Here is a 25161-nt window from a genome sequence, read left to right as displayed (position 1 = left end):
TGGTGGTGAATTCATAATGAAGAAGGACAAACCAAAGTATAAGCAAATTATTGACGCGGCAATTATTGTTATCGCTGAAAATGGATATCACCAGTCACAGGTTTCTAAAATAGCTAAACAAGCTGGAGTAGCTGATGGGACAATTTACTTGTATTTTAAAAACAAAGAAGAAATTTTAGTCTCGGTTTTTGAAGAAAAAATGGAGATATTTGCACACAATTTAAAAGAAATTATTCAACAGGAAATTAGTTCCTCCGAAAAGCTATATAAAATGATTGAAAATCATTTCGTAGTGTTATCAAGTGATCATCATTTAGCGACGGTCACCCAGTTGGAATTGAGACAAGCCAATTTAGCGTTGAGATTACGAATAAATGCAGTTTTAAGAAATTACTTAGTATTGTTAGATACCATTTTAAAAGAAGGAATAGAGCAAGGCGAATTTGATCGTACGATTGATATTCGCTTAGCAAGACAAATGGTTTTTGGTACAATTGATGAGACGACTACTACTTGGGTCATGAACGAGCATAAATACAACTTAGTTGATCTGACCGGTAAAGTACATCGTCTATTGTTAAATGGTGTGAAAGGTTAACGAAGGGGAGTGGGAAGATGGAATTTCTATCATGGACTATAGAAGACGGCGTAGCTACCGTCATTCTGAATCGTCCGCCAGCAAATGCTTTAGCAAGAGGGGTTATTTTAGAAGTAAATGAGCTGCTAGATGCAGTAGAAAATGATGATGCCGTTCGAGCAATCTTGCTCAAAGGGGAAGGCAGATTTTTCTCTGCAGGTGCTGATATTAAAGAATTCACTTCTATTACATCAGGAGCTGCATTCTCTGAGCTTGCTTCAAGTGGGCAAACAATTTTCGAAAGAGTGGAAACTTTCTCGAAACCTGTAATCGCAGCAATTCATGGAGCTGCACTTGGTGGAGGACTGGAGCTTGCGATGAGTTGTCATATTCGACTTGTAGCTGATAATGCGAAGCTCGGATTACCTGAGTTACAGTTAGGCTTAATACCAGGCTTTGCAGGAACGCAACGACTACCTCGCTATGTTGGGTTTGCGAAAGCAGCAGAAATGTTGCTAACAAGTGATCCGATTAGTGGTAAAGAGGCAGCTCAGTTAGGACTTGCTAATCATGCTTACCCAGAAGAAGAATTATTCGAGCAGGCAAACAAGCTTGCAGTGAAAATTGCGAAGAAGAGCCCTATTGCTGTCAAAAACGCATTAGAAATGCTTCAGTTTGCTAAACCAGCATCTTATTATGAAGGTGTGAAAGCAGAAGCAAATGCTTTTGGAACTGTATTTGTTTCAGAAGATGCAAAAGAAGGCATTTCTGCATTTATTGAAAAAAGAGAACCTGTATTTAAAGGTAAATAATATTTTACATTGGGAGGATATCTAAATGAACATTTATGTATTAGTAAAGCGTACGTTTGATACTGAGGAGAAAATCGTTGTTAGCGGGGGGAAAATTCAAGAAGATGGTGCCGAGTTCATCATTAATCCATACGATGAGTATGCAATTGAAGAAGCAATTCAAGTTCGTGACGCTCAAGGTGGAGAAGTAACAGTTCTTACGATGGGTGGAGAGGATGCTGAGAAGCAACTTCGTACAGCATTAGCAATGGGCGCAGATAAAGCGGTTCTTATAAATATTGAAGATGATGTAGAAGAGTTAGATCAATTTACAGCTGCACATATTATCTCAGAATACTTAAAAGATAAAAATGCAGATTTAATATTAGCAGGTAATGTAGCGATTGATGGAGGGTCTGGACAAGTTGGACCACGTGTTGCTGAAAGTTTAGGTATTAACTATGTAACTACTATCACAAACTTAGAGATTAATGGTACTACTGTTACGATTAAACGTGATGTTGAAGGAGATACAGAAGTATTAGAAACTTCTTTACCATTATTAGTTACTGCTCAACAAGGTCTAAATGAACCTCGTTACCCATCTCTTCCAGGAATTATGAAGGCAAAGAAAAAGCCTTTAGAAGAAGTGGAATTAGATGACTTAGATATAGATGAAGATGATGTAGAAGCAAAAACAGAAACAATCGAAATTTACCTACCTCCTAAAAAGGAAGCTGGAAAAGTATTAGAAGGCGAGCTAGCTGATCAAGTAAAAGAGTTAGTTCATTTACTACACTCGGAAGCGAAAGTCGTTTAACTTATTCAGAAGAGATTATTTTGTACACAAAAGATATGCTAAGGCATATTTGAATCGAATTAATTTTAATATTAGGAGGAAAATAGCATGTCTAAAAAAGTATTAGTATTAGGAGAAGCACGTGAAGGTGCTCTTCGTAATGTATCATATGAAGCAATCGCTGCTGCTAAACAAATTTCAAGCGGCGGAGAAGTTGTTAGTGTTCTATTAGGAGATTCAGTGGGAGAACTAGCTACTGAGCTTGGTAAATATGGCGCTGATCGTGTAATTACTGTGGAGCATCCACATTTAAAACAATATACTTCTGATGGCTATGGTCAAGCATTGTTAGCGGTGATTGAGCAAGAAAATCCAGAGGCAATTGTTTTTGGTCATACAGCACTTGGGAAAGATTTATCTCCTAAAATTGCAAGCAAGCTTCAAATTGGTTTGGTATCAGACGTAACTTCTATCGAGGGTGAAGGCGATGCTGCTGTATATATCCGCCCGATCTATTCTGGTAAAGCCTTTGAAAAAGTTAAAGTGAAGGATGGTATTGAATTTATCACTATCCGTCCTAACAATATTGCTCCACTTGCAAAAGATGACAGTAAATCAGCAGATGTTTCAACTATGTCTGTAGACATTACAAACTTACGTACGATTATTAAAGAAGTAGTTCGTAAATCTACTGAAGGTGTAGATTTATCTGAAGCAAAAGTTGTAATTGCTGGTGGTCGTGGTGTAAAGAGTGAAGAAGGTTTTGCACCTTTAAAAGAGCTTGCAGATGTATTAGGTGGAGCAGTAGGAGCTTCTCGTGGAGCTTGTGACGCGGATTATTGTGATTATTCATTACAAATCGGTCAAACTGGAAAAGTAGTTACTCCGGACCTTTATATTGCAGCAGGTATTTCTGGAGCGATACAGCATTTAGCTGGTATGTCTAACTCAAAAATTATTGTAGCGATCAACAAAGATCCAGAAGCAAACATTTTCAAAGTTGCAGACTACGGGATCGTAGGAGATTTATTCGAAGTTATTCCAATGCTTACCGAAGAGTTCAAAAAACTTAAAGTAAACGCATAATAATAGATAAGGCTGTCCAAAAGAAAAACTTTTGGGCAGCCTTTTTGTGTAAGAAAAAATATAAAAATACAGCATGAACACTGGTTTACAGAACTTATAAGAATGAATAATACTACTGTTTTCCGTTTCAGGTGGACGCTTTCCACGTGCTTGGCTTCAGTCTCCTTGGGCCAACAGGATTGTTGGTCACGAAGGCGTTGCCACACGATGTAGCGCATTTAGCCTTTGTCTCTTTCAAACGCTCCTGTGGGGTCTTCAGCTCAAGCTATCCCGCTGGAATAATAAGAGTAATCAAAATTTAAAGAGGGATAAAAACTGTCTGCCCGATTAGGTAACTATTTTATATAAACTTTATGTTAAACCATTCAAATCGTAATTTAAAAAACGAACCAATAATACGGGGGATTAGTAAAAAGAAATCTGCCAATGTGAATGTAGCTTCTCCTTTATCGAAGGTATCCATTTTCATTTTCCTCTAAGAAGCTTTGTTCCACGATATCACCTTGAATTGGTTCCATACCGTTATTAAACCTTATTCGTATAGACTTACAGTTGATGTAATCTGGAGAATCCATCACTTGAAAATGAATATGGGGTTCAGATGAATTCCCGGTGTTCCCACAATATCCGATTAAATCTCCTTGTTTTACACTGTCGCCTTCTTTAACTACAATGGAATGATTTTTAAAATGAGCGAGTAGGCTATATTCTTTATTTACATGTTGTAATACAACGTAATTGCCCGCTGGCTGTGATTCATCCATTTCACCTGGAATATTATCGTGTATATTATTTACTACTTCTAGTACCATTCCATCGGCTGGAGCGATTACATCTTTTCCAAATGCAACATAACTTTCATTTCGCTTTGGGTTATCCTTATAGGTTTTACTATCGTGCATCATCAACAAGTCAAAGGCATAGCGCTGTGATTCATAAACATAATGATAATTATTAAATTCATTGGTTCCACCCCAAAAAACAACCCATTGATCACGGATTGGCATTGTATAGGTATTCCTAGAATATTGGCCGTCGCTTACAGGGAATGTCATATAAGGTTTGATAAGAAGTAGATGTATAGCATTTCCATTATCAAATACCACACATATAGCTTTTTCTTTACGATTATCTATCCACACATATTGCATAAGTTCTCCCAGAGATGTCGTTTCTAGTAAATGATAACTATCAACGTGCTGATTGAAAATTTGTACTAATTCATGAAATTCATCAAAAGTTACTGTTTCTTGAAATTCCTTTATACATTGTTTATATATTTTTTTTGTTTTCTCTTGCTTGAAAGCTCTTCCAAAGTTTTCTGGCGTAATGGTCGTTTCAACGTTTGAATTCATATAAATCCCCCCATATTAATTATTTGTCGTTAGTATTAATGTCTAATACGAAATAGAATAAATTTTGTTCCAATGTTTTGAATGTTTCTGGTATGCTAAGATTTACTTTCAAGCTAATATGTAGATGTTGGTATTTCTGTCTGTTATAATCATTACATAGTAGATAAAGGAGGAATTTTAATATGGCAATTGTTCATGGAACAGATCAAACATTTAACACAGATATAGAAGAAGGTTTAGTATTAGTAGATTTTTGGGCAACATGGTGCGGACCTTGTAAAATGATTGCTCCTGTACTAGAAGAAATGGATGCTGAAATGAGCGATAAAGTTAAAATCGTAAAAGTAGATGTGGATGAAAACCAAGCTACTGCTAGTCAATTCGGTATTATGTCAATTCCAACATTAGTATTATTTAAAGATGGAAAACCTGTTGATAAAGCAGTAGGTTTCCAACCAAAAGAAGCATTAGTACAACTTGTAGAAAAAAACGCATAATCTAAAACCGGGTGCTACATAGTACCCGGTTTTTTTAAACAGGTGATAATATGAATAATTTGATCGAACAAAAATGTTCCATCCTACCGGATGAACCAGGATGTTACTTGATGAAAGACCGACAAGGAACTATTATATACGTCGGCAAAGCTAAAATATTAAAAAATCGTGTACGCTCATATTTTAAAGGAGCACACGATGGTAAAACACTCCGATTAGTGCAAGAAATTGTTGACTTCGAATATATCGTCACATCATCTGAGTTGGAAGCTTTAATACTGGAGCTCCACCTTATTAAAAAGCATGATCCAAAATACAATATTATGTTAAAAGATGATAAAACGTATCCATACATTAAAATTACTGCTGAAAAAGATCCTCGTCTGATTATTACAAGACAGGTGAAAAAAGATAAGGGTAAATACTTTGGTCCATATCCCAACTCTCATGCGGCACATGAAACAAAAAAACTTCTAGATCGTCTATATCCACTTCGAAAATGTCAAAAAATGCCGAATAGAGTTTGTCTATACTACCATATGGGACAATGTTTAGCCCCCTGTGTGAAAAAAGTAGAAGAGAATACTTATGAGACAATTATTCAAGAAATAGCCAGCTTCTTAAATGGTGGGCATACGCAAGTGAAAAAAGAATTGGTTCAAAAGATGAATTCAGCTGCTGAGACTCTTGAATTCGAACGAGCAAAAGAGTATCGTGATCAGATTTCACATATCGAACAAGTGATGGAAAAACAAAAAATGACGATGAATGATTTCACGAGCAGAGACATATTTGGTTTCCATGTTGATAAAGGTTGGATGTGTGTTCAAGTATTTTTTATCCGACAAGGAAAGCTTATCGAAAGAGATGTGTCATTGTTTCCGATCTTCCGGGATCCAGAAGAGGAATTCATCACATTTTTAGGACAGTTCTATGCGAAGCCAGAGCATATTAAACCAAAAGAAATTTATGTTCCATTAACTACGGATCTTGACTTAGCTTCAAATCTTCTAGAAATGAAAGTTTTCGTTCCACAACGAGGCACAAAGAAAAATCTAGTCGAGTTAGCTGAAAAAAATGCAAAAATAGCTCTTACGGAGAAATTTCATTTAATCGAAAGACAAGAAGAGCGAACGATTGGGGCAGTTGAACAGCTTGGTGATTCAATGGGGATTGCACCTCCAATGCGTATAGAAGCTTTCGATAACTCGCATATTCATGGTACAGATGCTGTATCTGCAATGGTTGTATTTATTGATGGTAGATCAAGCAAAAAAGATTATCGTAAATACAAGACAAAAACGGCCGCCAAACATGATGATTATGGCGCTATGCGCGAAGTTGTACGGCGAAGATATACAAGAGTCTTGAAGGAGAATTTACCACTACCCGATTTAGTAATCATTGATGGTGGAAAAGGGCAAATTGAGGCAGCGCGTGAAATTATTGAGGATGAATTAGGACTTGATATACCGATTGCTGGGCTTGCAAAGGACGGCAAGCATCAGACTTCTCAACTTATTTATGGTGACCCTTTGGAGATAATTCCAATGAAGCGGACTAGCGAAGGTTTTTATTTGCTCCAACGAATCCAGGATGAAGTCCATCGTTTCGCTATAACATTCCATAGACAACAGCGTGGAAAACATACAATTGCATCTTCTCTAGATGGTATTGAAGGGATTGGTCCTCAACGGAAAAAGTTATTACTAAAACAATTTGGTTCTTTAAAGAAAATACAAGCTGCTAGCAAAGAAGAGTTAATGGCTGCAGGATTACCGAGTAAGCAAGCAGATTTAGTGATTGACCATTATCAGAAAAATGTATTGTCTTCTGAATAATCATATGTTATGGTTGTAACAATTTAATATTCACTATTATAGGTGAAGATAGAGGTGCGATTAGACATCAGTACTCAGCAGGAGGAAGGAAAGTTCCTAGAATAGCTGAAGAAAGGGTTTTTCGCCGAAACATAGAATAGCTTTTCCTATTCTGTTGTTGGTTCTGCATTTAATAGATGTAGGATTGTCAGAATTTGATATTCTGGAGGGCTATCTCACATGGACAGATTTTTTGGCCCGTGTATGAGACAATGCTTTTCACAATATGTGAAAAGCATTTTTTAATCCTTTCAGTTAATAAGGGAGCGGATGATCATGACTAAAATTGTAATGAAATTTGGCGGTACTTCGGTTGAATCAACTGAAAAGATTACAAATGTTGCTAAACGGGTAAAAGGTGAAAAAGAAAATGGTCATGATATTGTGGTTGTTGTATCCGCAATGGGTAAAGCGACAGATGAATTATCAAAATTGGCTTTCGAATTAGCAGATTCGCCGTCCAAACGTGAAATGGACATGCTCTTATCTTCTGGGGAGCAAGTTACAATGGCATTGCTTTCTCTCAAGTTAAACGCAATTGGTATAGAAGCCATTTCTCTCACAGGTGCCCAGGCAGGTCTGATAACAGATAGTGTACATAGAAATGCAAAAGTAATGAGAATGGATCCTTCAAAAATTGATGGATTACTTGCAGCGAATAAAGTAGTTATTGTAGCTGGTTTCCAAGGAATATCTGAAGCAGGAGAGATTACTACACTTGGCAGAGGAGGATCTGATACAACTGCTGTAGCTATTGCTGCTTCTATTGAAGCGGAAATTTGCGATATTTATACAGATGTAGACGGTATTTACACGTCTGATCCTCGCTATATTGAAAGTGCGCGTAAACTGGAACAGCTTGAATATGACGAAATGTTAGAACTCGCTAATTTAGGTGCGGGAGTATTACATCCACGTGCAGTTGAATTTGCTAAAAATTATAAGGTTCCATTAAGAGTGCGCCCGAGCTTTAAAGATGGAGAAGGAACGATTTTGAAGGAGGAAGTAGATGTGGAAAATAATTTAGTGGTTCGTGGAGTGGCATTTGAATCAGATATCGTCCGATTGACTATAGAATACGAAGTACCTTTTAATGGTTCCCTCGCTTCTATTTTTACGACTTTAGCAGCAAATCATATAAACGTAGATATTATTGTACAGTCAATCGTAGAAGGAGTGAAACCTGCAGTATCCTTTTCTATTAAAAAGGAATCCTTGTCTGAAGCGATAACAGTTTTAGAGACACACAAACAAGCACTAGGCTTTACTTTCGCAGATTTTGAAGTTGGACTTTCAAAGGTTTCAATTGTCGGTTCGGGAATGGTATCGAATCCGGGTGTAGCAGCTCAAATGTTTGATCGATTAAGAAAAGAAAATATTCCTGTGAAAATGGTAAGTACTTCAGAGATAAAAGTGTCAGTCGTTGTACCCCAACAAAATATGATCGAAGCAGCAAATGCCTTACATGATGAATTTGAACTTGCACTAACTCATCAATCCGTATAATATTTTTATGTTAAAATTCATTTTCTATTAACTATTTGAATCTGTTAAAAAGGTTTTCACAATAGTTTCACTATTAAAGAGGGGTAACAGGAAAAGTCGTATGTGACTATCCCGTTACCCTTTTGTTTTAGAATCCCATTTTATTTGCAAAGAGACAAGGCCATTCTTTTTTACTTCTTCGTCATAACATTCGGTTAAAAAACCAGTAATCTTTTGTTGTTGTTCAGCTAAAAAGCCTGCTTCTAATCGATGACTTCTACTTTGACCACTCTGAGGTAGATTATATGTACTTAGCGTATAGAAAGCGGAGTCTTTTGTAGTTTTTTCTAAATGTAAAGTGCCCCAGCCAGCTTCGTTGAAAAAAGTGATAGCTTCGTCCAATGAATATAGGGGGAATTTGCGGGCTAGATCTTTCCCTGCCCAATATAATATATCTTTTTCATGTTTTCCGAGAATAGAAGTAAGCACATGGTCTCTTAGTAACTCATATCCAAAGGAAGTTACATGTGAATGTTCCTTTTCATTCAAGTAGCAACCCTTCTTTCCAAAAATCAATATTGCCTATTTATTTTATCATAAAAAAATAACAAATGGGGACTTGATTAGATTGTGATTAATTTAACAATTTATTATCCGAAAAAGGTAAAGGAATCCATTTTAAAATACGGAAAGATACCTTGACGCTCCAAAATGATGAGAGTACAATGGATATGTCATAAATACGTAACTTGATGATGTGAAATTTTTGAGAACTTTTGCTTTTTTGAGATAGTTTTCATTCTTTTCAGTCAGAAATTTGAGGGGGTAATTGTTTTGTCGAACGATCGCGAATTTTATTGGCGTCGACTGCATTCCTTACTTGGTATTATACCGGTAGGTCTGTTTTTAGCGCAGCATTTAGTAGTAAATCACTTTGCTACAAGAGGAGCAGAAGCATTTAATAGTGCATCTCACTTCATGGAGAGTCTACCATTTCGATTAATGTTAGAAATCTTCGTAATTTATATTCCATTAATGTTCCATGCATTTTACGGAATTTACATTGCATTTACTGCAAAAAATAATCCGAAGCAATTTGGAACGTTGAGAAACTATTTATTTATATTACAAAGATTTACTGGCATTTTCTTAGTTGTATTTATCGCTTGGCATGTTTTTGAAACACGTTTCCAAGCTGCTATTGGAGCAAAAGAAGTTAATTTTAACATGATGGCAGAGATTTTATCTAACCCATGGATGTTAGGTTTCTATATTGTAGGTGTTGTTTCAGCCACTTTCCATTTAGCTAATGGTATTTGGTCATTCTTAGTTAGCTGGGGTATTACACAATCTGCAAGATCACAACAAATTGTTACTTATGTAACATTAATTATCTTCTTAGCGTTATCTGTAGTTGGCGTACAAGCTCTTCTAGCATTCGTTTAAGAAACTTTAAAGTCGTTCAACTACTATTAAATTGAGGAGTGAGAATAGCATGGCAAAAAGTAAACTGATTGTTGTCGGCGGTGGATTAGCTGGCTTAATGGCAACAATGAAAGCTGCCGAAGATGGCACGCACGTAGACCTATTTTCTATCGTTCCAGTAAAACGTTCACACTCTGTTTGTGCACAAGGTGGTATTAACGGAGCTGTAAATACTAAAGGTGAAGGTGATTCTCCTGCAGTACATTTAGATGACACTATATATGGTGGAGATTTCTTAGCAAATCAAAAACCAGTTAAAGCGATGACAGATGCAGCACCTGGAATTATTAGTTTGTTTGATAGAATGGGTGTTATGTTTAACCGTACACCTGAAGGATTATTAGATTTCCGCCGTTTTGGTGGGACAATGATGCACCGTACAGCATTTGCTGGTGCAACAACTGGTCAACAACTTCTTTATGCGCTGGACGAACAAGTTCGTCGTTTTGAAGTGGATGGTTTAGTAACGAAATTCGAAGGATGGGAATTCCTTGGAATAATTAAAGACAGCGAAGGCGTATGTCGTGGTATTAAAGCGCAAAACCTTCTAACTATGGAAATTCGAGCATTCCGTGGTGATGCTGTAATTATGGCTACTGGTGGCCCTGGGATTATTTTCGGGAAAACTACTAACTCTATTATCAACACTGGTTCTGCTGCATCAATCGTATATCAACAAGGAGCATATTATGCGAACGGAGAATTTATTCAAATTCATCCAACTGCCATTCCTGGTGACGATAAATTACGATTAATGTCTGAATCTGCTCGTGGTGAAGGTGGTCGTATTTGGACTTATAAAGACGGCAAACCTTGGTACTTCTTAGAAGAAAAATACCCTGCATACGGTAACTTGGTTCCTCGTGATATTGCAACACGCGAAATTTTTGATGTATGCGTTAACCAAAAACTTGGTATCAACGGAGAAAACATGGTTTATCTAGATCTTTCACATAAAGATCCACATGAACTAGATGTTAAACTTGGTGGTATCATTGAAATTTACGAGAAATTCACAGGTGATGACCCTCGTAAAGTACCTATGAAAATCTTCCCAGCAGTTCATTATTCTATGGGTGGACTGTGGGTAGATGATAATCAAATGACTAATATTCCTGGATTATTTGCTGCAGGTGAATGTGATTTTTCACAGCATGGAGCTAATCGTTTAGGAGCTAACTCTTTACTTTCTGCAGTATTCGGCGGAAGTGTTGCAGGACCGAATGCAGTTAGTTATATGAGTCATTTAAAAACTCATGCTATTGACATGGATGATTCTATCTTTGAAGCTGAACTTAAATTGGAACAAGACAAGTGGGACAAGGTTATGTCTATGAAAGGTACGGAAAATGCGTACTTACTTCATAAAGAGCTTGGTGAGTGGATGACAGATAACGTAACTGTTGTTCGTTATAACGACAAACTTGAAGCAACAGACAAGAAAATCCAAGAACTTCTTGAACGTTTTGAAAATATTAATATGGATGATACACAACAATGGTCTAACCAAGGCGCATCATTTACACGTCAGTTAAAAAATATGTTATATTTAGCACGCGTTATTACATTAGGTGCGCTTAATCGTAATGAAAGCCGTGGAGCACATTACAAACCTGATTTTCCGGAACGTAATGATGAAGAGTTCTTGAAAACAACAATGGCTAAATTTGATCCAGCTACAGGAGCTCCAGTATTCCATTATGAAGAAGTAGATGTATCACTTATTACACCTCGTAAACGCGATTATTCTGCGAAAGGGGATAATTAATAATGGTTACAGCAACGGAAACAAAAAAAGTGAAATTTGAAATTTTACGTCAAGATACACCTGAATCTACACCTTACTTTGAAAAATTTGAAGTAAATTACCGTCCAAATATGAATGTTATTTCTGCATTAATGGAAATACGTCAAAATCCGGTAAATGTAGATGGGAAAGCTACTAGTCCTGTAACTTGGGATATGAACTGTTTAGAAGAAGTATGTGGAGCATGTTCAATGGTTATAAACGGTCGTCCACGTCAATCTTGTTCGGCTTTAATCGATCAACTGACACAACCGATTCAATTGGCACCAATGAAAACATTCCCAGTAATACGTGATTTACAAGTAGACCGTTCGCGCATGTTTGATTCTTTGAAAAAAGTAAAAGCATGGGTTCCAATAGATGGTTCATACGATCTTGGAGAAGGACCTCGTATGCCAGAACGCAAACGTCAATGGGCATATGAATTGTCTAAATGTATGACTTGTGGTGTATGTCTAGAAGCTTGTCCGAACGTAAACAGTGGTTCTAACTTTATGGGACCAGCACCACTTTCACAAGTACGTTTATTTAACGCACATCCAACTGGCTCTATGAACAAGGATGAGCGTCTAAATACAATTATGGGAGACGGTGGTCTTGCAAACTGTGGTAACGCACAAAACTGTGTAGTTGCTTGTCCAAAAGGTATTCCACTAACAACTTCCATCGCTGCTTTGAACCGTGATACAACTGTTCAAATGTTCAAAGACTTCTTCGGAAGCGACCGTATGGTTGATTAATAGAAATGCGTAAGCGCCTTTGAGAGGTATACAGTCTAAGTACTCGACATCTCGTCGCAACGACTGTATGACCCGCTTCCTGCGGACCTCCGACAAGTAAATGGAAGATTTGTCGTCCAACTTATTTGGACGGAAAAGATTCCCATTTAACCTCGAGGGGAAAGGCTCTGAAGCTAGACAATAGTTAAAATAAGGAAATCTGTGTAGAATATTTTTATTCTATGCAGATTTTTTCTATCTCTGTTACAATAAATGAATATTCATTCATTTTAAAGGAGAGGTAATTATATGAGAGCTAAATACATAGAAGATATGGAGTTATGGGAGTCTGATTTCCATTTTTATTCGGAAGTAAGTGTGCGTTTTTCGGAAACAGATATGTATGGTCATTTAAATAATACGGTGACTTTTGCTTATTTTGAATATGCTCGTATTGAATACTTCAAGCATATACAGCTTATGAATGATTGGTTAAATCCAAAGGGAGAAAAAATACCAGTCGTCGCTGACTTGCAATGTGATTATGTAAAACAAGTATTCTTTGACGAAAAGCTCCGCATTTATGTGAAGGCAAATTCTATAGGCTCTTCTTCAGTGGATATCCATTATATGGCCAAGAACGATAAGGATGAAATTGTCTTTACTGGACGTGGTTCTATTGTACAAATTGAGAAGAAAACTGGTCGTGCAGCAAAGTGGTCTGAAGAGGAACGAGAAGTTTTTCAAAAGAGTATTAACTAGCCGTCACCTACCATCCCCATGCTACATACGTTAGTAGGAGAGTGGATAGGGGGCTATGGCATTGTACGACAATAAACAGCATCGTTCGATTTTAACAAGTAGAGAACGTCAAATTTTTCAATTATTAGTAGAAGATAATTCTACGAAAGAAATTTCAACTTTGTTAACGATAAGCGAAAAAACAGTAAGGAACCATATTTCAAATACAATACAAAAACTGGGCGTTTCAGGTAGGTCACAGGCGATTGTAGAATTATTACGATTAGGTGAACTATCGTTAAATTGATATGATTCCTTGCCATTTTCCTCATAACACGTCACAATAATAGAAATAGGGTTATTGTTTTGAGGAGTGAAGGAATAGATGGCAGAAGATATAAATAAGACAATGTTAGACCAGGATCAAGTTGCTTTTTTAGAAAAAGAGCTTCGACATATATCTGGAATCATTAAACAAAAGGGTAGAGAAATACTAAGTACTTATACTATTACGCCTCCACAGTTTGTAGCGCTTCAATGGTTACTAGAGTTGGGTGATATGACTATCGGTGATTTATCCAATAAAATGTATTTAGCTTTTAGTACAACAACGGATTTAATCGATCGTATGGAAAAAAGTGAACTTGTAAAGCGTATAAGAGATGAACAAGACCGTCGTGTTGTTCGTATACATTTATTAGAAGAGGGCGCTCGAATCATAGAAGAGGTTATAGATAAACGACAACAGTATTTAGAGGATGTACTTCAACATTTCGATCAGGCTGAAGTTGCAAATTTAGCAATATTATTAGAAAAATTACATCAAGAGATGAAGAACTGAGGAATTAACGTGAAAGCCCCAATTGGTGTTATAGACTCTGGAGTTGGTGGATTAACGGTTGCAAAAGAAATTATGCAACTACTACCAAATGAAAAAATAATTTATATTGGTGATACTGCTAGATGCCCGTATGGACCTAGAACAAGTGAAGAAGTTCGTAAATTTACGTGGCAATTGGCAAATGCTCTTGCGAAGATGAATATTAAAATGCTTGTAATTGCATGCAATACCGCAACTGCAGTCGCTCTTAATTCGTTAAGTAAGAAGATGCCTTTTCCTGTAATAGGTGTAATTTTCCCAGGAGCTAGAGCGGCGATTAAAGCATCAAAAAGTAATGAAATAGTAGTGCTAGGTACAAGCGGTACGATTAAAAGTGGTGCATATGAGGAGGCAATTGCGCATTTAAATTCCTCTAGTAGAGTGATTCCACTCGCATGTCCCACTTTTGTCCCGCTTGTGGAAAGTAATGAATACGAAGGTGATTTTGCTCGGAATATGGTGATGGAAACATTATCACCATTAAAAAAAGAGCAGTTTGATACTGTCATTTTAGGTTGTACACATTATCCGCTGTTGCAAAAGCATATTGAAGAGGCAGTTGGAGAACATGTGAAGGTACTTTCATCTGCAGAAGAAACTGCGCATGATGTTCAAGAGTATTTACAATATCATAAATTGAATAATCCGGATCAACAAAAGGAAACACCAATTTTCTACACAACTGGTTCTGTCCCTATTTTTAAGACGATTGTAGAAAAATGGTTAGAAATACCGAATGTAGATATTCGAACAATTTCATTTAAATGACCCTGTTAGCTTGAGAATCCTCGAATAGCGGGGTCTTCTTTTGCTTATTGGGCGTTATACAAAAGAAGCTAATATCGTGCTACAAGAATGGAAGCTGCTTACAAATTTATAAAAAAGGACGAGATATCAAATGAAACAGATTATTATAGCTACAAAAAACAAAGGAAAAGCCAAAGACTTTGAAGCATTGTTTAACCCGCTTGGATATGAAGTTAAGACACTCCATGATGTGGCGGAAGAAATGGATATAGAAGAAACAGGTACGACTTTTGAAGAAAATGCACTATTAAAAGCTACTTCGCTAGCAAACCATTTGCAGTCAATGGTTATCGCAGATGATAGTGGATTAGAAATTGATGCACTAGATGGACGCCCAGGGATCTATTCGGCTCGCTATGCTGGTGAAGAGAAAAGTGATGAAGCAAATATAGATAAAGCGCTAAAAGAGCTAGAAGGCACCAAAGAATCAGAAAGAACAGCCCGATTTGTATGTGCAATCGCTGTTGCTTCCCCAAACAAAGAACCTTTCACTGTCAGAGGGACGTGTGAAGGATTTATAGGGACTGAAAGAAAAGGAACAAATGGATTTGGGTATGACCCAATTTTTTATGTGCCTTCTGAACAAAAAATGATGGCGGAACTTACAGCAGAACAAAAAGGAGCTATTTCTCATCGCGGCAATGCTATAAAAAAACTTTCTTTCGTTTTGGAAGATATAATTTCTGAAGGATAGGTGAGTAAAATGAAATTGTTGATTATGAGCGATACCCATAGTGCTACCAAAATAATGGAACAGGTTATTGAGCGCCATCAAGGCGAGGTAGATGCGATTATCCACTGTGGAGATAGCGAGTTAAATGCGAATTATTTTACTGACAATCCAGTGCATATTGTTCGTGGTAATTGTGATATAGACGATCGTTTTCCTTTAGAGGAATTATTTCCGATTGAGGATGCTAAAGTATTAGTCGTTCATGGTCATAAATACAATGTGAAATCGACTTTAATGCCACTATTTTATCGAGCGCAAGAGGTACAAGCATCGGTCGTGTGCTTTGGACATTCGCATTTATTAGGAGCAGAAATGCAGCAAGGTATTCTATTTATCAATCCAGGCAGTCTTCAGCAACCCCGTGGACGGAAAGAAAAGAGCTACGCAATTGCTGAGCGAAATGAGGAAATTTGGACCGTTTTGTTTTATTCGGATGAACATAAATTGCTTGAAAAAGTCATTTTATAATTTTTTTGAAATAGTATTGACTTAACTTCATTATCATTATATAATAAATCTTGTCTTTCCTATCAGTTTAGGTGGGGGAGTACTTGTCTCAGTAGCTCAGCTGGATAGAGCAACGCCCTTCTAAGGCGTCGGTCGGGGGTTCGAATCCCTCCTGGGACATAATAGTTTAGAGTAGAAATACATAGTAAATAGAATTTGGGATTAAGTCAGGACTACGGTCCAAGAGACTTGATCCCTTTTTTTATCTCACTTATTTTATGCTAAGTAAAATATGATTATCTTCCAATTCAATTGAATGGAGATTTTTTTGTTTTGACAAAAATTAAGGTCGTTTGATGTGAATATTGGTTTAGCTAGAATTATGTTATTTCACGATCAAACGGTAAACAGAGGGTTAATTCAAGGATAATTGATAAAGCATCGGTAGTCATATTTAGTAAAAAAATTGGTAACTGGTAACAATATTTAAGCGGGAATAGTTCTTTATGGAAACAAAAATTCGTACGCTTAATAAATGGGACGACGATCATTTTCTTAAAATAGTGTATTTACTTTTTTAATATTAGTATTGGAGGAACTAATATGAGTTGAGCTTCATATACTTAAAAGATAAAAATGTACTTTCTAAACATCATTAACAAATAGTTTGCTTTTTTTTAGTCTAAAAGTTTCCTTCAGGAAAGAATATTGCGTAAAGAAAATTGCCCTTGTGCAAGTTTCGAGTATTAAACATTAGCGTAGGAGGGGTTATTTGTGAAGACAGCCATTGCTGTAAAAGAATTATATGTGTCCTACTTCGGTAGCGAGGCTTTGAAAAATGTCAGTTTCACAGTTGAAGAAGGAAAGTTAGTAGGTATTATTGGACCAAATGGTGCAGGAAAGTCAACATTATTAAAAGCGTTATTAAACCTTATTCAAAAGGAAAAAGGTGAGGTTGCTATTCTAGGTAAGACGATTAAGGAAATGAGGACAAAAGTAGCTTATGTTCCACAACGAAGCAGCATTGACTGGGATTTTCCTATTACTGTTTTTGATACCGTGCTACTCGGCACATATCCAAAATTAGGTGTATTTAAACGCCCGAAGAAAATAGACAAAGCGTTTGCATATGAATGTTTGGAAAAAGTAGGAATGACAGAATTTCGCAATCGGCAAATTGGAGAACTCTCTGGTGGTCAACAACAAAGAGTGTTTCTTGCAAGAGCATTGGCACAAGAACCTGAAATCTATTTACTTGATGAACCATTTGTTGGTGTCGATGTTACGAGTGAAGAAACGATTATATTGATATTGAAGCAACTTCGTGATCTTGGAAAAACCGTTGTTGTCGTTCATCATGATTTAAGAAAAGCCAAGGAATATTTCAATGAACTAATCCTTTTGAACAAAGAACTCATTGACTTCGGAGTGGTTGAGAAAGTTATTCGACCAGAAGTACTTGAAAAGGCTTATAACATTCAATTTTCCCCTTTGACAAATCTGGAGGCGAAAGCATGATAAATTTTATTGATGCACTTATGTATTATGGCTTTTTACAAAAAGCACTTACTACCTCCATTATGGTAGGTGTTATTTGCGGGGTGATCGGTTGTTTTATTATTTTGAGAGGGATGGCTCTGATGGGTGATGCGATTTCTCATGCCGTACTACCAGGTGTTGCGTTGTCCTATATGCTTGGTATTAACTTCTTTTTTGGAGCTGTATTTACCGGGGTGTTGACCTCACTTGGTATTGGTTTTATAAGTCAGAACAGTCGGATTAAAAATGATGTTTCTATTGGAATTATGTTCACTGCTGCATTTGCGTCTGGGATTATTATGATTACACTTATGAAAAGTAGTACGGATTTGTATCATATTTTATTCGGAAACGTCCTTGCGGTTCGACCATCGGAAATGTGGTCAACATTGCTTATCGGAATTTTTGTTATAGTATGCGTGTATGCCTTTTACAAAGAACTGCTTGTCAGTTCGTTCGATTCAACTATGGCAGCGGCATATGGGTTACCAACAAGAGTTATTCATTATTTCTTAATGACACTTTTGACATTGGTGACAGTTGCTTCCCTCCAAACAGTTGGGATTGTGCTTGTTGTAGCAATGCTCATCACTCCAGCTGCGGCTGCATACTTGTTGACAAATCGTCTTTGGGTTATGCTCTACCTCTCGGCTGGTATCGGAGTGTTATCGTCCATATTAGGATTGTATTTCAGCTATACCTATAATTTAGCATCAGGTGCCGCAATAGTGCTTGCAGCCACAGTACTATTTATTCTTGCATTTGTATTTTCACCAAAAAAAGGCTTGGTGTGGCGTGCTATTAAGAACATTAGAAAAAGAGAAATGCTATCTCGTTAATAATATAAAAGGAGGATATAGATGAAATTTTTTAAACTTTTACCATTTATTATGAGTCTTGCCTTGGTTCTTTTTCTTGCAGCCTGTGGAAAAGAATCCGTGAATTCAGTGAAAGATAAAAATGATAAAATTCACGTTATTGCTACTTACTCAATTATCTACGATATCGTGAAGAATGTTGGTGGGAATCGTGTAGAAGTTCATACCTTGGCTCCAGTTGGTTCGAATCCACACGAATATGATCCACTTCCAAAGGATGTACAACTAACAACGGATGCAGATGCGGTTTTTTACAATGGTCTAAATTTAGAAGGAGGGAACTCCTGGTTTGAAAAGTTGTTGCTTACTGCAGGTAAAACAGGAATTGAGGCACCGGTATTTCGTTTAAGTGAAGGAGTAAAGCCGAAACATTTGACATCCAAGGGAAAAGAATCAGAAGAAGATCCGCATGCATGGTTAGACGTTCGTAATGGTATTAAGTATGCCCAGAATGTGAAAAATGGGTTGATAAAAGTCGACCCTGAACATGCAGATGTTTATGAAAAAAATGCGAAAGAATATATCTTGAAGCTGGAGAATCTACATCAGGAGGCTGTTAAACGTTTTAGTGAAATTCCCCAAGAGCAACGACTATTGATTACAAGCGAAGGGGCATTTAAATATTTCTCTGAAGCATATGGTTTTGAAGCTGCCTACATTTGGGAAATTAACGCAGAAAACCAAGGGTCACCTGAGCAAGTAAAGGCTGTTGTTGATTTTATCCGTTCGAAAACAAACCCTGTCTTATTTGTTGAAACAAGTTTAGACCCTCGTAGCATGGAAATGGTTTCTAATGAAACCGGAGTACCGATTTTTGGGAAGATTTTTACTGACTCCATTGGTAAACCAGGGGAGGACGGAGACACCTATATAAAAATGATGGAATGGAATATTGATATTATTTTAAGTGGATTAACAGAAAAATAAGAAATAAGCATATGATATGAAAATATATTGATATGATTTCCGTACAAGGGACAATTAATTTATAGTTTCAAAAAGAAATCATACAATAGAGTGAAATTTTGATGGTGCAATTGTAAAGGAGGGCCTGTATTGCCGACACCTAGCATGGAGGATTATCTTGAAGAAATTTATTTGCTCATCGAAAGTAAGGGCTACGCGCGAGCTTCAGATATAGCCGAGGCTATGTCGGTTAATCCTTCATCAGTCACAAAAATGGTTCAAAGACTTAATAAAGGGGGATATTTAGTCTACGAAAAATATAAACCCTTAATATTAACTCTAAAAGGAACCGATATGGGGAAACGTCTAGTACACCTACACGAATTGTTAGAAAGATTTTTAAGGATTATTGGGGTTAATGAAGAAAATATATATAAGGATGTTGAAGGAATCGAGCATCATATGAGTAAGAGTTCTATAATAAAAATTGAAAATCTTGTTCAATATTTCGAAGAAGATTCCACACGACTAGAAGAGCTGAATGAGATTCGGAAGATATCAGATTTTACTCAATAAGCTCTGTAGCTTTGATATTCGGATAGAGCAAAATGCCCAGTTATTTTCAGGTTAAAAGTACTCAATTAAAATGTTGCACATTATATAAGAAGTACTGGTTTATTAATGAAATAACCCTTACCCGTGACTTTTTGGAATTAGTTTTAGTTTTAGATATGGGAGTATTTTGATAGCTTTGGTTTTATCTGTTTTTCTAATAGTTAAAAATACAAAATTTGTAAATAGAGTGCAAGACAAGATATGATTATTCTTCGGGTTCATATATTTAAAAATAAATAAATAAAATATAGAATTAAACCTATAAACCCTAGTAAAATCAACTTTCAGCGAATACTTATAAGTATACATGGGACATATAGTAAATAGGTGAAAATAGGGGTTTGTAATTAGGAAGGGATTATGTCAGGGCTTCGGTCCAAGCGACTTGAACCCTTTTTTTATTTCTAAGATTTTATAAAAAGTAACTCAATCATAGTCGAAATGCTATAATTGGATTAAGAATCTATTGAAATGAAATGATGTACATTAAGAATAGTAACGGGTTTTACTGTGAGATTTGAATCGACTGTATTATAGGGAGTGTAGAATAAATGCAAAGCTTTGTTGTCATGCAAGGAGAAACATATCAAGTGGAAAGAGAACTAGGTATTATCACATCTCCACAAAAAGATAGTGGAGGCCAAGAACCTCATTCTTGGCTAAGGATGAAGGAGATAAACGTCGGGGACAGAATCTTTCATTATGTCAAAGGTTATATTGTGGCAATTAGTGTGGCTAAAACGGATTGTCATGTAATATCTAAAACGTTAGATATAGAAAGTCAAAAGAACACGTCTGATAACGACTATCTAGTAGAGCTGGATTACTATGAATTAGAAGAGCCTTTAAATGTACTATCAAACTTCCGTGAGATATCACCACTTCTTCCGATTAAGTATTCACCTTTTCAACAAGATGGTAATGGAAATCCAGGCTATTTATATCCATGTAATGAGCAACTAGTAATAAAATTACTAGAACTTATTAGTGATCTGAACATATACCGTGTAGATGTGGAGCAGTTGGAATTAGCCATTGGAACCGTACGTCGAACCGAGCATAACAACTTTATTCCTATGATTGCTGAAATGGAATCTGAAGTTAAATTAATGATTCGTAAAGGTCATGAAAAGTTTAGGAAAGACTTATTGCCATTATGGGCGAATAAATGTGCTTTGTGCGATATTGAATTACCTATTTTACTTCAAGCAAGTCACTCTAAACCATGGAAAGATAGTACTCATAATGAAAGGATAAATCCTTTTAATGGTATCCTCCTTTGTTGCAATCATGATGCTTTATATAGTAAAGGATATATTGCATTCGATGGACAAGGTAGATTACATATTTCCTCCTCCATTCCAGAAGAAGATTATTTAATATACAATATCTCACCTAAAAAGAAAATTGCTCGATATGAAGAGAACAAGCCATATTTCAAGTGGCATCTAAAGAATATATTTAGTTAGAAAAAAAGAAGCCCAATGTTGGACTTCTTTTTTGTTATTGTATGTCCCAGGAGGGATTCGAACCCCCGACCGACGCCTTAGAAGGGCGTTGCTCTATCCAGCTGAGCTACTGAGACCTGTATTACCCAAATAGGGTGCATGATTATTGTACTTATGTATTTAAGATTCGATCATACTAATTTACGCACCGAAATTACCTACCTTCGTATCTTATCACCAAAACCATTTTGAGGGAAGTAATTTTTTAAAAAAGTAGTAAATTACCGCATTATCATTGGATGGAGGAAAAAATGGGACTACAATGCCTCCGAAAAAAGAACTCTATTGATAGAACCTTAAATTTCATAGATATGTACAATAAAATAAGAACTTTAGGTTTAATTCATTTCTATATGGGAATGTAAAGAGTGAGCCTAAAAAACTCGAAAATATTAAAGGAGGAATTATAAAAATGCCAAACAACCAGGACAATCGCAACAAAAACAGTAATCCAAATTGGTCAGTTAATGATGCGGGACATAACGGCGGGGAAGCAACCTCCAATAATCAAGACTATAAGTTTTATGAAGAATTAGGTCGTAAGGGCGGAGAAGCTCGGAAAAGACCAATGGAGATTGATGATAGTGTTTTTGAAGAAGCTGAAAGAGAAAACAAACAAAGAGATGCAGACAAATATAACCTTTAATAATCATAATTACTGAAATTGAAAATACAATTTAGGCGATGCACAAAGTCCATTTGGCTTTGTGCATTTTTATATTTTCTTAAACCTTTCGATTGAAATTAGAATCCTATTGTTCTATAGTGTATCTTGTTGAAAGAGTAAAACCAAACAGAGCAAGGAGCAGTTAAAAAGATATATGTTAAACAGATACACTAATGATTATATAAAAGAGATTATCCAATACATTATGACAACGGCTAATATTGATCTGGAAATTAGACCGGACGAATCTGGTATAAATATGAGTTACAATTTCATTGGACACTATATAGGTGTCGATTTTACTCGCTTAATAAGTGCCTGGGAAGAAATGGATGCGCCTCTTTCCTTGGATTCATATATAAAAACATTAACAATTCATGAATTAGGCCATGCAGTGGATCGAGCTGCACTACTTGAATCATTGGAGCGGACAATTGAAATCTTTCGAACTAAAAATAGTAATTTAGCGAGTGAAATCTATAACGATAGAGAATTACTTAGTATGTTAATGGAAGAACATGAGATGAATATTATATTTGAAGAGACAGCGTGGATGAATGCTGAACGACTTAACGCAGACTTTAATTTTGTAGATCATTCTACTTTAAGTAACGTAAGGAAACATAGTTTAACAACTTATCAAAGGTTATATTTAGCGGATTTAAAACGATACGAGATTCTGTCAGAAAACCAAGACGTAAAAACAGCATAGTTAAAAGGCAATCCTAAGTATCGTTTTGGGATTGCCTTTTTATTATTTAATGAAAATTGCATTACTAAAAAATGCTCTTATTTTGTTTATAACTATAAATACAGGGAATCTACTAGATATAATCATTTATTAATTTTGTAAAAAGGAGAGAATAAAAAATGACTAACCAAGACCGCGAAATACGAAACGATGAAGATCCAAACACTACTCAAGAGCAGCCAAGCAAAATTGAAGAAATAGATAAAAGAAAAGAAAAAGAACATGAAAAGCAAGAAGAAGGAAACTACAAAGAAGATACAATTAGTACACAAGAAGATAGTAACTTACGTAGATAATATAGAGATGTTATAAGAGATGCTCCTAATCATTTGTCGATTAGGAGCATTTTCTTTGTTCCATTCAAAGTTTCTCTGAAGATTGTATCTATGTCGCAAGAAAATATGTGAACTCTTTAGTGTTAAGATGCTACCACTACGTTAAGACGTTCATGCTCATTGGACAACCCGTTATCGGCTTAATTAGAGTGGTTCTACATTCTTCAAATACTTCATATAATCCCTTTATATAAGACTGAATATTTTGATTTATTAAAATGTTTTTATAATATATAGTAAAAGAAGGAGGAGATGAAAGTGAAAACTATTTTTATCAATGGTCAGATATATACGATGAATCCGAAAGAACCTATTGTGCAATCAATTTTAATGAATAATGAACGAATAATTGATATGGGATCCAATGAAGAGATATTACTACTATGGGGAAGAAATGGAGCTAAGATTATCGATTTGGAAGGGCGGACAGTTTTGCCTGGCTTAATAGATAGTCATTTGCATATTTCTAGTGTTGGTATCAATTCTCAAGAACTAGATCTTACTCATGTAAGATCTGCAGATGAATTATTGGATTCCATCAAGAATTGGGCAACTAAAATGAAACCTGGTGAGTGGATCTTAGGCAGAGGCTGGGATGAAAATACCTTTCTAGATAAAAGAATACCAACTATTGAAGAACTCGATTATGTTTCGTTAAATATTCCACTTTATTTGCCTCGTATTTGTGGACATGCATCATTGGTTAATAGTACTGCTTTCAAAATAAGTGGTTATCATCCACATATGACTATTCCTTATGGGGGGACGGTCGTTCTAAATTCTACTACGAAAAAGCCTAACGGATTATTGCTAGAAACTGCGTCAACCATTGTTTCCAAACATATTCCAAAGAAAAGCTATGAGCAGTTAAAAATTGCCTTAAAATGCGGCTTACAAAAGGCCATAAGTTTCGGGTTAACGAGTATTCATACGAATGATCCAAATTATCTTGGAGGAGCCCAACAAACCTACAAATTATTTGATGAACTTATAAATCATGATGGAATCGGACCTCGTAGTAACCTATTAATAGACTATGATTATTTGGAGGAAATGAAAAACTGCGGAATGTCCACCGGATTTGGAAATAACAAGGTGATGATAGGTGCTATAAAATTATTTGCAGATGGTGCATTAGGTGGGAGGACTGCACATCTATCGGAGCCTTATATAGATGATCCAGATAACGTTGGAAACGCAATGTATGATAATGACGTCTTATTTCAACTTATACACAACATTAGACTGCAAGATATGCCAGTAGCAATACATACGATAGGAGATCAAGCGTTAGTGGATGTCCTTAATATATTAGATCAATTTAAAACGACCAAACATCGCGATAGGCTTATACATGTTTCCCTATTAAATGAACAATTAATACAAAGGTTAAGTAGTAGTCATCGAATAGTCGATGTGCAACCTAAATTTGTATCTAGTGATTATCCTTGGATTGAAGATAGAATTGGAAAACGAAGAGCAAAATTTGCGTATCCTTTTAAAAGTTTATTAGATTCAGGTGTAATATGTGCAGGTAGTTCAGATGCTCCAATTGAACCTTTAAATCCTCTATTGGGTATTCATGCTGCTTTAACTAGAAGGAAGTCTGGAGAAAGTCATGACGGCTATAATGTGAAAGAAAAGCTGACTATATACGAAGCTATTAAACTGTTCACGGTTGGAGGTTCCTATGCAACCAATGAAGAATTAGTGAAAGGAACATTGGAACGGGGAAAGCTAGGTGATATGACCGTTTTAACCCATGATCCATTTCGAATGGAAAATCCTGATCAATTGTTAACAACCGAAATTGAAATGACCGTTATTGGTGGAGAAATAAAGTATCAAAGATAAGTACTAACAAATTAGAGAG

The 25161-nt window shown here is 36.1% G+C and carries 27 protein-coding genes, 2 tRNA genes and 1 riboswitch; of the genes, 26 read left to right on the top strand and 3 right to left on the bottom strand.

What is annotated here, in order from left to right; translation table 11 throughout:
* Positions 1 to 16 precede the first annotated feature (16 nt).
* The 4 genes from MKX53_RS11425 to MKX53_RS11410 all read left to right on the top strand — a co-directional run bounded on the left by MKX53_RS11425 (position 17) and on the right by MKX53_RS11410 (position 3253).
* On the top strand, positions 17 to 598 hold the full coding sequence (locus MKX53_RS11425; RefSeq protein ID WP_093536949.1) for a TetR/AcrR family transcriptional regulator: 582 nt from the start codon (positions 17 to 19) through the stop codon (positions 596 to 598).
* Positions 599 to 615: 17 nt separating this feature from the next.
* Positions 616 to 1389, top strand: coding sequence for an enoyl-CoA hydratase (locus tag MKX53_RS11420; protein WP_340911348.1), 774 nt, complete (start codon positions 616 to 618; stop codon positions 1387 to 1389).
* Between the two features lie 25 nt (positions 1390 to 1414).
* Positions 1415 to 2188: an electron transfer flavoprotein subunit beta/FixA family protein gene (locus MKX53_RS11415; RefSeq protein ID WP_093536951.1), complete on the top strand. Its 774-nt coding sequence runs from the start codon at positions 1415 to 1417 to the stop codon at positions 2186 to 2188.
* An 87-nt stretch (positions 2189 to 2275) separates the two neighbouring features.
* Positions 2276 to 3253 (top strand): electron transfer flavoprotein subunit alpha/FixB family protein, encoded by a 978-nt coding sequence (locus tag MKX53_RS11410; RefSeq protein ID WP_340911346.1) that lies wholly within the window; start codon positions 2276 to 2278, stop codon positions 3251 to 3253.
* Between the two features lie 446 nt (positions 3254 to 3699).
* Here MKX53_RS11410 and MKX53_RS11405 read toward each other — a convergent pair whose 3' ends face one another.
* On the bottom strand, positions 3700 to 4608 hold the full coding sequence (locus MKX53_RS11405; RefSeq protein WP_340911343.1) for a M23 family metallopeptidase: 909 nt from the start codon (positions 4606 to 4608) through the stop codon (positions 3700 to 3702).
* A gap of 182 nt (positions 4609 to 4790) precedes the next feature.
* On the opposite strand from MKX53_RS11405, the gene trxA reads away from it, so the two are divergent.
* The 3 genes from trxA to MKX53_RS11390 all read left to right on the top strand — a co-directional run bounded on the left by trxA (position 4791) and on the right by MKX53_RS11390 (position 8491).
* Positions 4791 to 5105, top strand: a complete 315-nt coding sequence (gene trxA / locus MKX53_RS11400; protein ID WP_093536953.1) for a thioredoxin — start codon at positions 4791 to 4793, stop codon at positions 5103 to 5105.
* 50 nt (positions 5106 to 5155) lie between these two features.
* Positions 5156 to 6946 (top strand): excinuclease ABC subunit UvrC, encoded by a 1791-nt coding sequence (gene uvrC / locus MKX53_RS11395; protein WP_093536954.1) that lies wholly within the window; start codon positions 5156 to 5158, stop codon positions 6944 to 6946.
* Between the two features lie 41 nt (positions 6947 to 6987).
* A riboswitch (Lysine riboswitch) is annotated at positions 6988 to 7167 on the top strand.
* A gap of 94 nt (positions 7168 to 7261) precedes the next feature.
* On the top strand, positions 7262 to 8491 hold the full coding sequence (locus tag MKX53_RS11390) for an aspartate kinase (protein ID WP_340911341.1): 1230 nt from the start codon (positions 7262 to 7264) through the stop codon (positions 8489 to 8491).
* 114 nt (positions 8492 to 8605) lie between these two features.
* Here MKX53_RS11390 and MKX53_RS11385 read toward each other — a convergent pair whose 3' ends face one another.
* A complete protein-coding gene (locus tag MKX53_RS11385) occupies positions 8606 to 9019 on the bottom strand; it encodes a YslB family protein (protein WP_093536956.1) in 414 nt (137 codons plus the stop codon).
* A gap of 285 nt (positions 9020 to 9304) precedes the next feature.
* Here MKX53_RS11385 and MKX53_RS11380 point away from each other — a divergent pair, with 285 nt between their 5' ends.
* The 15 genes from MKX53_RS11380 to MKX53_RS11310 all read left to right on the top strand — a co-directional run bounded on the left by MKX53_RS11380 (position 9305) and on the right by MKX53_RS11310 (position 21496).
* Complete coding sequence (locus MKX53_RS11380; RefSeq protein ID WP_093536957.1) at positions 9305 to 9916, top strand: succinate dehydrogenase cytochrome b558 subunit; 612 nt, start codon at positions 9305 to 9307, stop codon at positions 9914 to 9916.
* 49 nt (positions 9917 to 9965) lie between these two features.
* Positions 9966 to 11723 (top strand): succinate dehydrogenase flavoprotein subunit, encoded by a 1758-nt coding sequence (sdhA, locus tag MKX53_RS11375; protein WP_340911339.1) that lies wholly within the window; start codon positions 9966 to 9968, stop codon positions 11721 to 11723.
* A gap of 2 nt (positions 11724 to 11725) precedes the next feature.
* Positions 11726 to 12502, top strand: a complete 777-nt coding sequence (gene sdhB, locus MKX53_RS11370) for a succinate dehydrogenase iron-sulfur subunit (protein ID WP_093536959.1) — start codon at positions 11726 to 11728, stop codon at positions 12500 to 12502.
* Between the two features lie 288 nt (positions 12503 to 12790).
* Positions 12791 to 13243 carry an acyl-CoA thioesterase gene (locus MKX53_RS11365; RefSeq protein ID WP_093536960.1) on the top strand — a complete coding sequence of 151 codons (453 nt, stop codon included), beginning with the start codon at positions 12791 to 12793 and terminating at the stop codon, positions 13241 to 13243.
* Positions 13244 to 13304: 61 nt separating this feature from the next.
* Positions 13305 to 13529, top strand: coding sequence for a helix-turn-helix domain-containing protein (locus tag MKX53_RS11360; RefSeq protein WP_245762675.1), 225 nt, complete (start codon positions 13305 to 13307; stop codon positions 13527 to 13529).
* 78 nt (positions 13530 to 13607) lie between these two features.
* A complete protein-coding gene (locus tag MKX53_RS11355) occupies positions 13608 to 14063 on the top strand; it encodes a MarR family winged helix-turn-helix transcriptional regulator (RefSeq protein WP_093536962.1) in 456 nt (151 codons plus the stop codon).
* Between the two features lie 9 nt (positions 14064 to 14072).
* Positions 14073 to 14870: a glutamate racemase gene (gene racE, locus MKX53_RS11350; RefSeq protein ID WP_093536963.1), complete on the top strand. Its 798-nt coding sequence runs from the start codon at positions 14073 to 14075 to the stop codon at positions 14868 to 14870.
* 130 nt (positions 14871 to 15000) lie between these two features.
* Positions 15001 to 15603 (top strand): XTP/dITP diphosphatase, encoded by a 603-nt coding sequence (locus tag MKX53_RS11345; protein WP_093536964.1) that lies wholly within the window; start codon positions 15001 to 15003, stop codon positions 15601 to 15603.
* Between the two features lie 9 nt (positions 15604 to 15612).
* Positions 15613 to 16110, top strand: coding sequence for a metallophosphoesterase family protein (locus MKX53_RS11340; RefSeq protein ID WP_340911336.1), 498 nt, complete (start codon positions 15613 to 15615; stop codon positions 16108 to 16110).
* Between the two features lie 85 nt (positions 16111 to 16195).
* Positions 16196 to 16269 (top strand) — tRNA-Arg (locus MKX53_RS11335).
* A gap of 594 nt (positions 16270 to 16863) precedes the next feature.
* Positions 16864 to 17607, top strand: a complete 744-nt coding sequence (locus tag MKX53_RS11330) for a metal ABC transporter ATP-binding protein (RefSeq protein ID WP_340911333.1) — start codon at positions 16864 to 16866, stop codon at positions 17605 to 17607.
* Entirely contained in the window at positions 17607 to 18467 is an 861-nt protein-coding gene (locus MKX53_RS11325; RefSeq protein ID WP_093537081.1) for a metal ABC transporter permease, read from the top strand. Before MKX53_RS11330 ends, MKX53_RS11325 begins: the two co-directional genes overlap by 1 nt.
* A gap of 21 nt (positions 18468 to 18488) precedes the next feature.
* Entirely contained in the window at positions 18489 to 19433 is a 945-nt protein-coding gene (locus MKX53_RS11320; RefSeq protein WP_340911331.1) for a metal ABC transporter solute-binding protein, Zn/Mn family, read from the top strand.
* 129 nt (positions 19434 to 19562) lie between these two features.
* On the top strand, positions 19563 to 19988 hold the full coding sequence (mntR, locus tag MKX53_RS11315) for a transcriptional regulator MntR (protein WP_340911329.1): 426 nt from the start codon (positions 19563 to 19565) through the stop codon (positions 19986 to 19988).
* Between the two features lie 590 nt (positions 19989 to 20578).
* The gene (locus MKX53_RS11310) at positions 20579 to 21496 is read left to right on the top strand and encodes an HNH endonuclease (RefSeq protein WP_340911326.1); all 918 of its coding nucleotides are present in this window, start codon (positions 20579 to 20581) and stop codon (positions 21494 to 21496) included.
* A 42-nt stretch (positions 21497 to 21538) separates the two neighbouring features.
* Here the strand turns inward: MKX53_RS11310 and MKX53_RS11305 are convergent.
* Positions 21539 to 21612: transfer RNA gene (locus MKX53_RS11305), tRNA-Arg, on the bottom strand.
* A 335-nt stretch (positions 21613 to 21947) separates the two neighbouring features.
* Here MKX53_RS11305 and MKX53_RS11300 point away from each other — a divergent pair.
* The 4 genes from MKX53_RS11300 to MKX53_RS11285 all read left to right on the top strand — a co-directional run bounded on the left by MKX53_RS11300 (position 21948) and on the right by MKX53_RS11285 (position 25142).
* Positions 21948 to 22181: a stress-induced protein, KGG, repeat-containing protein gene (locus tag MKX53_RS11300; RefSeq protein WP_340769675.1), complete on the top strand. Its 234-nt coding sequence runs from the start codon at positions 21948 to 21950 to the stop codon at positions 22179 to 22181.
* Positions 22182 to 22356: 175 nt separating this feature from the next.
* Positions 22357 to 22914 carry an integrase gene (locus MKX53_RS11295; RefSeq protein WP_340911324.1) on the top strand — a complete coding sequence of 186 codons (558 nt, stop codon included), beginning with the start codon at positions 22357 to 22359 and terminating at the stop codon, positions 22912 to 22914.
* Positions 22915 to 23072: 158 nt separating this feature from the next.
* Positions 23073 to 23249: a hypothetical protein gene (locus MKX53_RS11290; protein WP_175496240.1), complete on the top strand. Its 177-nt coding sequence runs from the start codon at positions 23073 to 23075 to the stop codon at positions 23247 to 23249.
* Positions 23250 to 23540: 291 nt separating this feature from the next.
* On the top strand, positions 23541 to 25142 hold the full coding sequence (locus tag MKX53_RS11285) for an amidohydrolase (RefSeq protein WP_340911320.1): 1602 nt from the start codon (positions 23541 to 23543) through the stop codon (positions 25140 to 25142).
* Positions 25143 to 25161 lie beyond the last annotated feature (19 nt).

The sequence above is a fragment of the Psychrobacillus sp. FSL K6-4615 genome (assembly GCF_038008225.1).
Taxonomy (GTDB): domain Bacteria; phylum Bacillota; class Bacilli; order Bacillales_A; family Planococcaceae; genus Psychrobacillus; species Psychrobacillus psychrotolerans.
This window is presented reverse-complemented; position numbering and strand designations above follow the sequence as displayed.

Excerpts from the sequence above, each read along its gene's own strand:
- MKX53_RS11425 (WP_093536949.1), top strand. The coding sequence starts at position 17 with ATGAAGAAGGACAAACCAAAGTATAAGCAAATTATTGACGCGGCAATT.
- MKX53_RS11420 (WP_340911348.1), top strand. The coding sequence starts at position 616 with ATGGAATTTCTATCATGGACTATAGAAGACGGCGTAGCTACCGTCATT.
- MKX53_RS11415 (WP_093536951.1), top strand. The coding sequence starts at position 1,415 with ATGAACATTTATGTATTAGTAAAGCGTACGTTTGATACTGAGGAGAAA.
- MKX53_RS11410 (WP_340911346.1), top strand. The coding sequence starts at position 2,276 with ATGTCTAAAAAAGTATTAGTATTAGGAGAAGCACGTGAAGGTGCTCTT.
- MKX53_RS11405 (WP_340911343.1), bottom strand. The coding sequence starts at position 4,608 with ATGAATTCAAACGTTGAAACGACCATTACGCCAGAAAACTTTGGAAGA.
- trxA (WP_093536953.1), top strand. The coding sequence starts at position 4,791 with ATGGCAATTGTTCATGGAACAGATCAAACATTTAACACAGATATAGAA.
- uvrC (WP_093536954.1), top strand. The coding sequence starts at position 5,156 with ATGAATAATTTGATCGAACAAAAATGTTCCATCCTACCGGATGAACCA.
- MKX53_RS11390 (WP_340911341.1), top strand. The coding sequence starts at position 7,262 with ATGACTAAAATTGTAATGAAATTTGGCGGTACTTCGGTTGAATCAACT.
- sdhA (WP_340911339.1), top strand. The coding sequence starts at position 9,966 with ATGGCAAAAAGTAAACTGATTGTTGTCGGCGGTGGATTAGCTGGCTTA.
- sdhB (WP_093536959.1), top strand. The coding sequence starts at position 11,726 with ATGGTTACAGCAACGGAAACAAAAAAAGTGAAATTTGAAATTTTACGT.
- MKX53_RS11365 (WP_093536960.1), top strand. The coding sequence starts at position 12,791 with ATGAGAGCTAAATACATAGAAGATATGGAGTTATGGGAGTCTGATTTC.
- MKX53_RS11355 (WP_093536962.1), top strand. The coding sequence starts at position 13,608 with ATGGCAGAAGATATAAATAAGACAATGTTAGACCAGGATCAAGTTGCT.
- MKX53_RS11345 (WP_093536964.1), top strand. The coding sequence starts at position 15,001 with ATGAAACAGATTATTATAGCTACAAAAAACAAAGGAAAAGCCAAAGAC.
- MKX53_RS11340 (WP_340911336.1), top strand. The coding sequence starts at position 15,613 with ATGAAATTGTTGATTATGAGCGATACCCATAGTGCTACCAAAATAATG.
- MKX53_RS11320 (WP_340911331.1), top strand. The coding sequence starts at position 18,489 with ATGAAATTTTTTAAACTTTTACCATTTATTATGAGTCTTGCCTTGGTT.
- MKX53_RS11310 (WP_340911326.1), top strand. The coding sequence starts at position 20,579 with ATGCAAAGCTTTGTTGTCATGCAAGGAGAAACATATCAAGTGGAAAGA.
- MKX53_RS11300 (WP_340769675.1), top strand. The coding sequence starts at position 21,948 with ATGCCAAACAACCAGGACAATCGCAACAAAAACAGTAATCCAAATTGG.
- MKX53_RS11295 (WP_340911324.1), top strand. The coding sequence starts at position 22,357 with ATGTTAAACAGATACACTAATGATTATATAAAAGAGATTATCCAATAC.
- MKX53_RS11290 (WP_175496240.1), top strand. The coding sequence starts at position 23,073 with ATGACTAACCAAGACCGCGAAATACGAAACGATGAAGATCCAAACACT.
- MKX53_RS11285 (WP_340911320.1), top strand. The coding sequence starts at position 23,541 with ATGAAAGTGAAAACTATTTTTATCAATGGTCAGATATATACGATGAAT.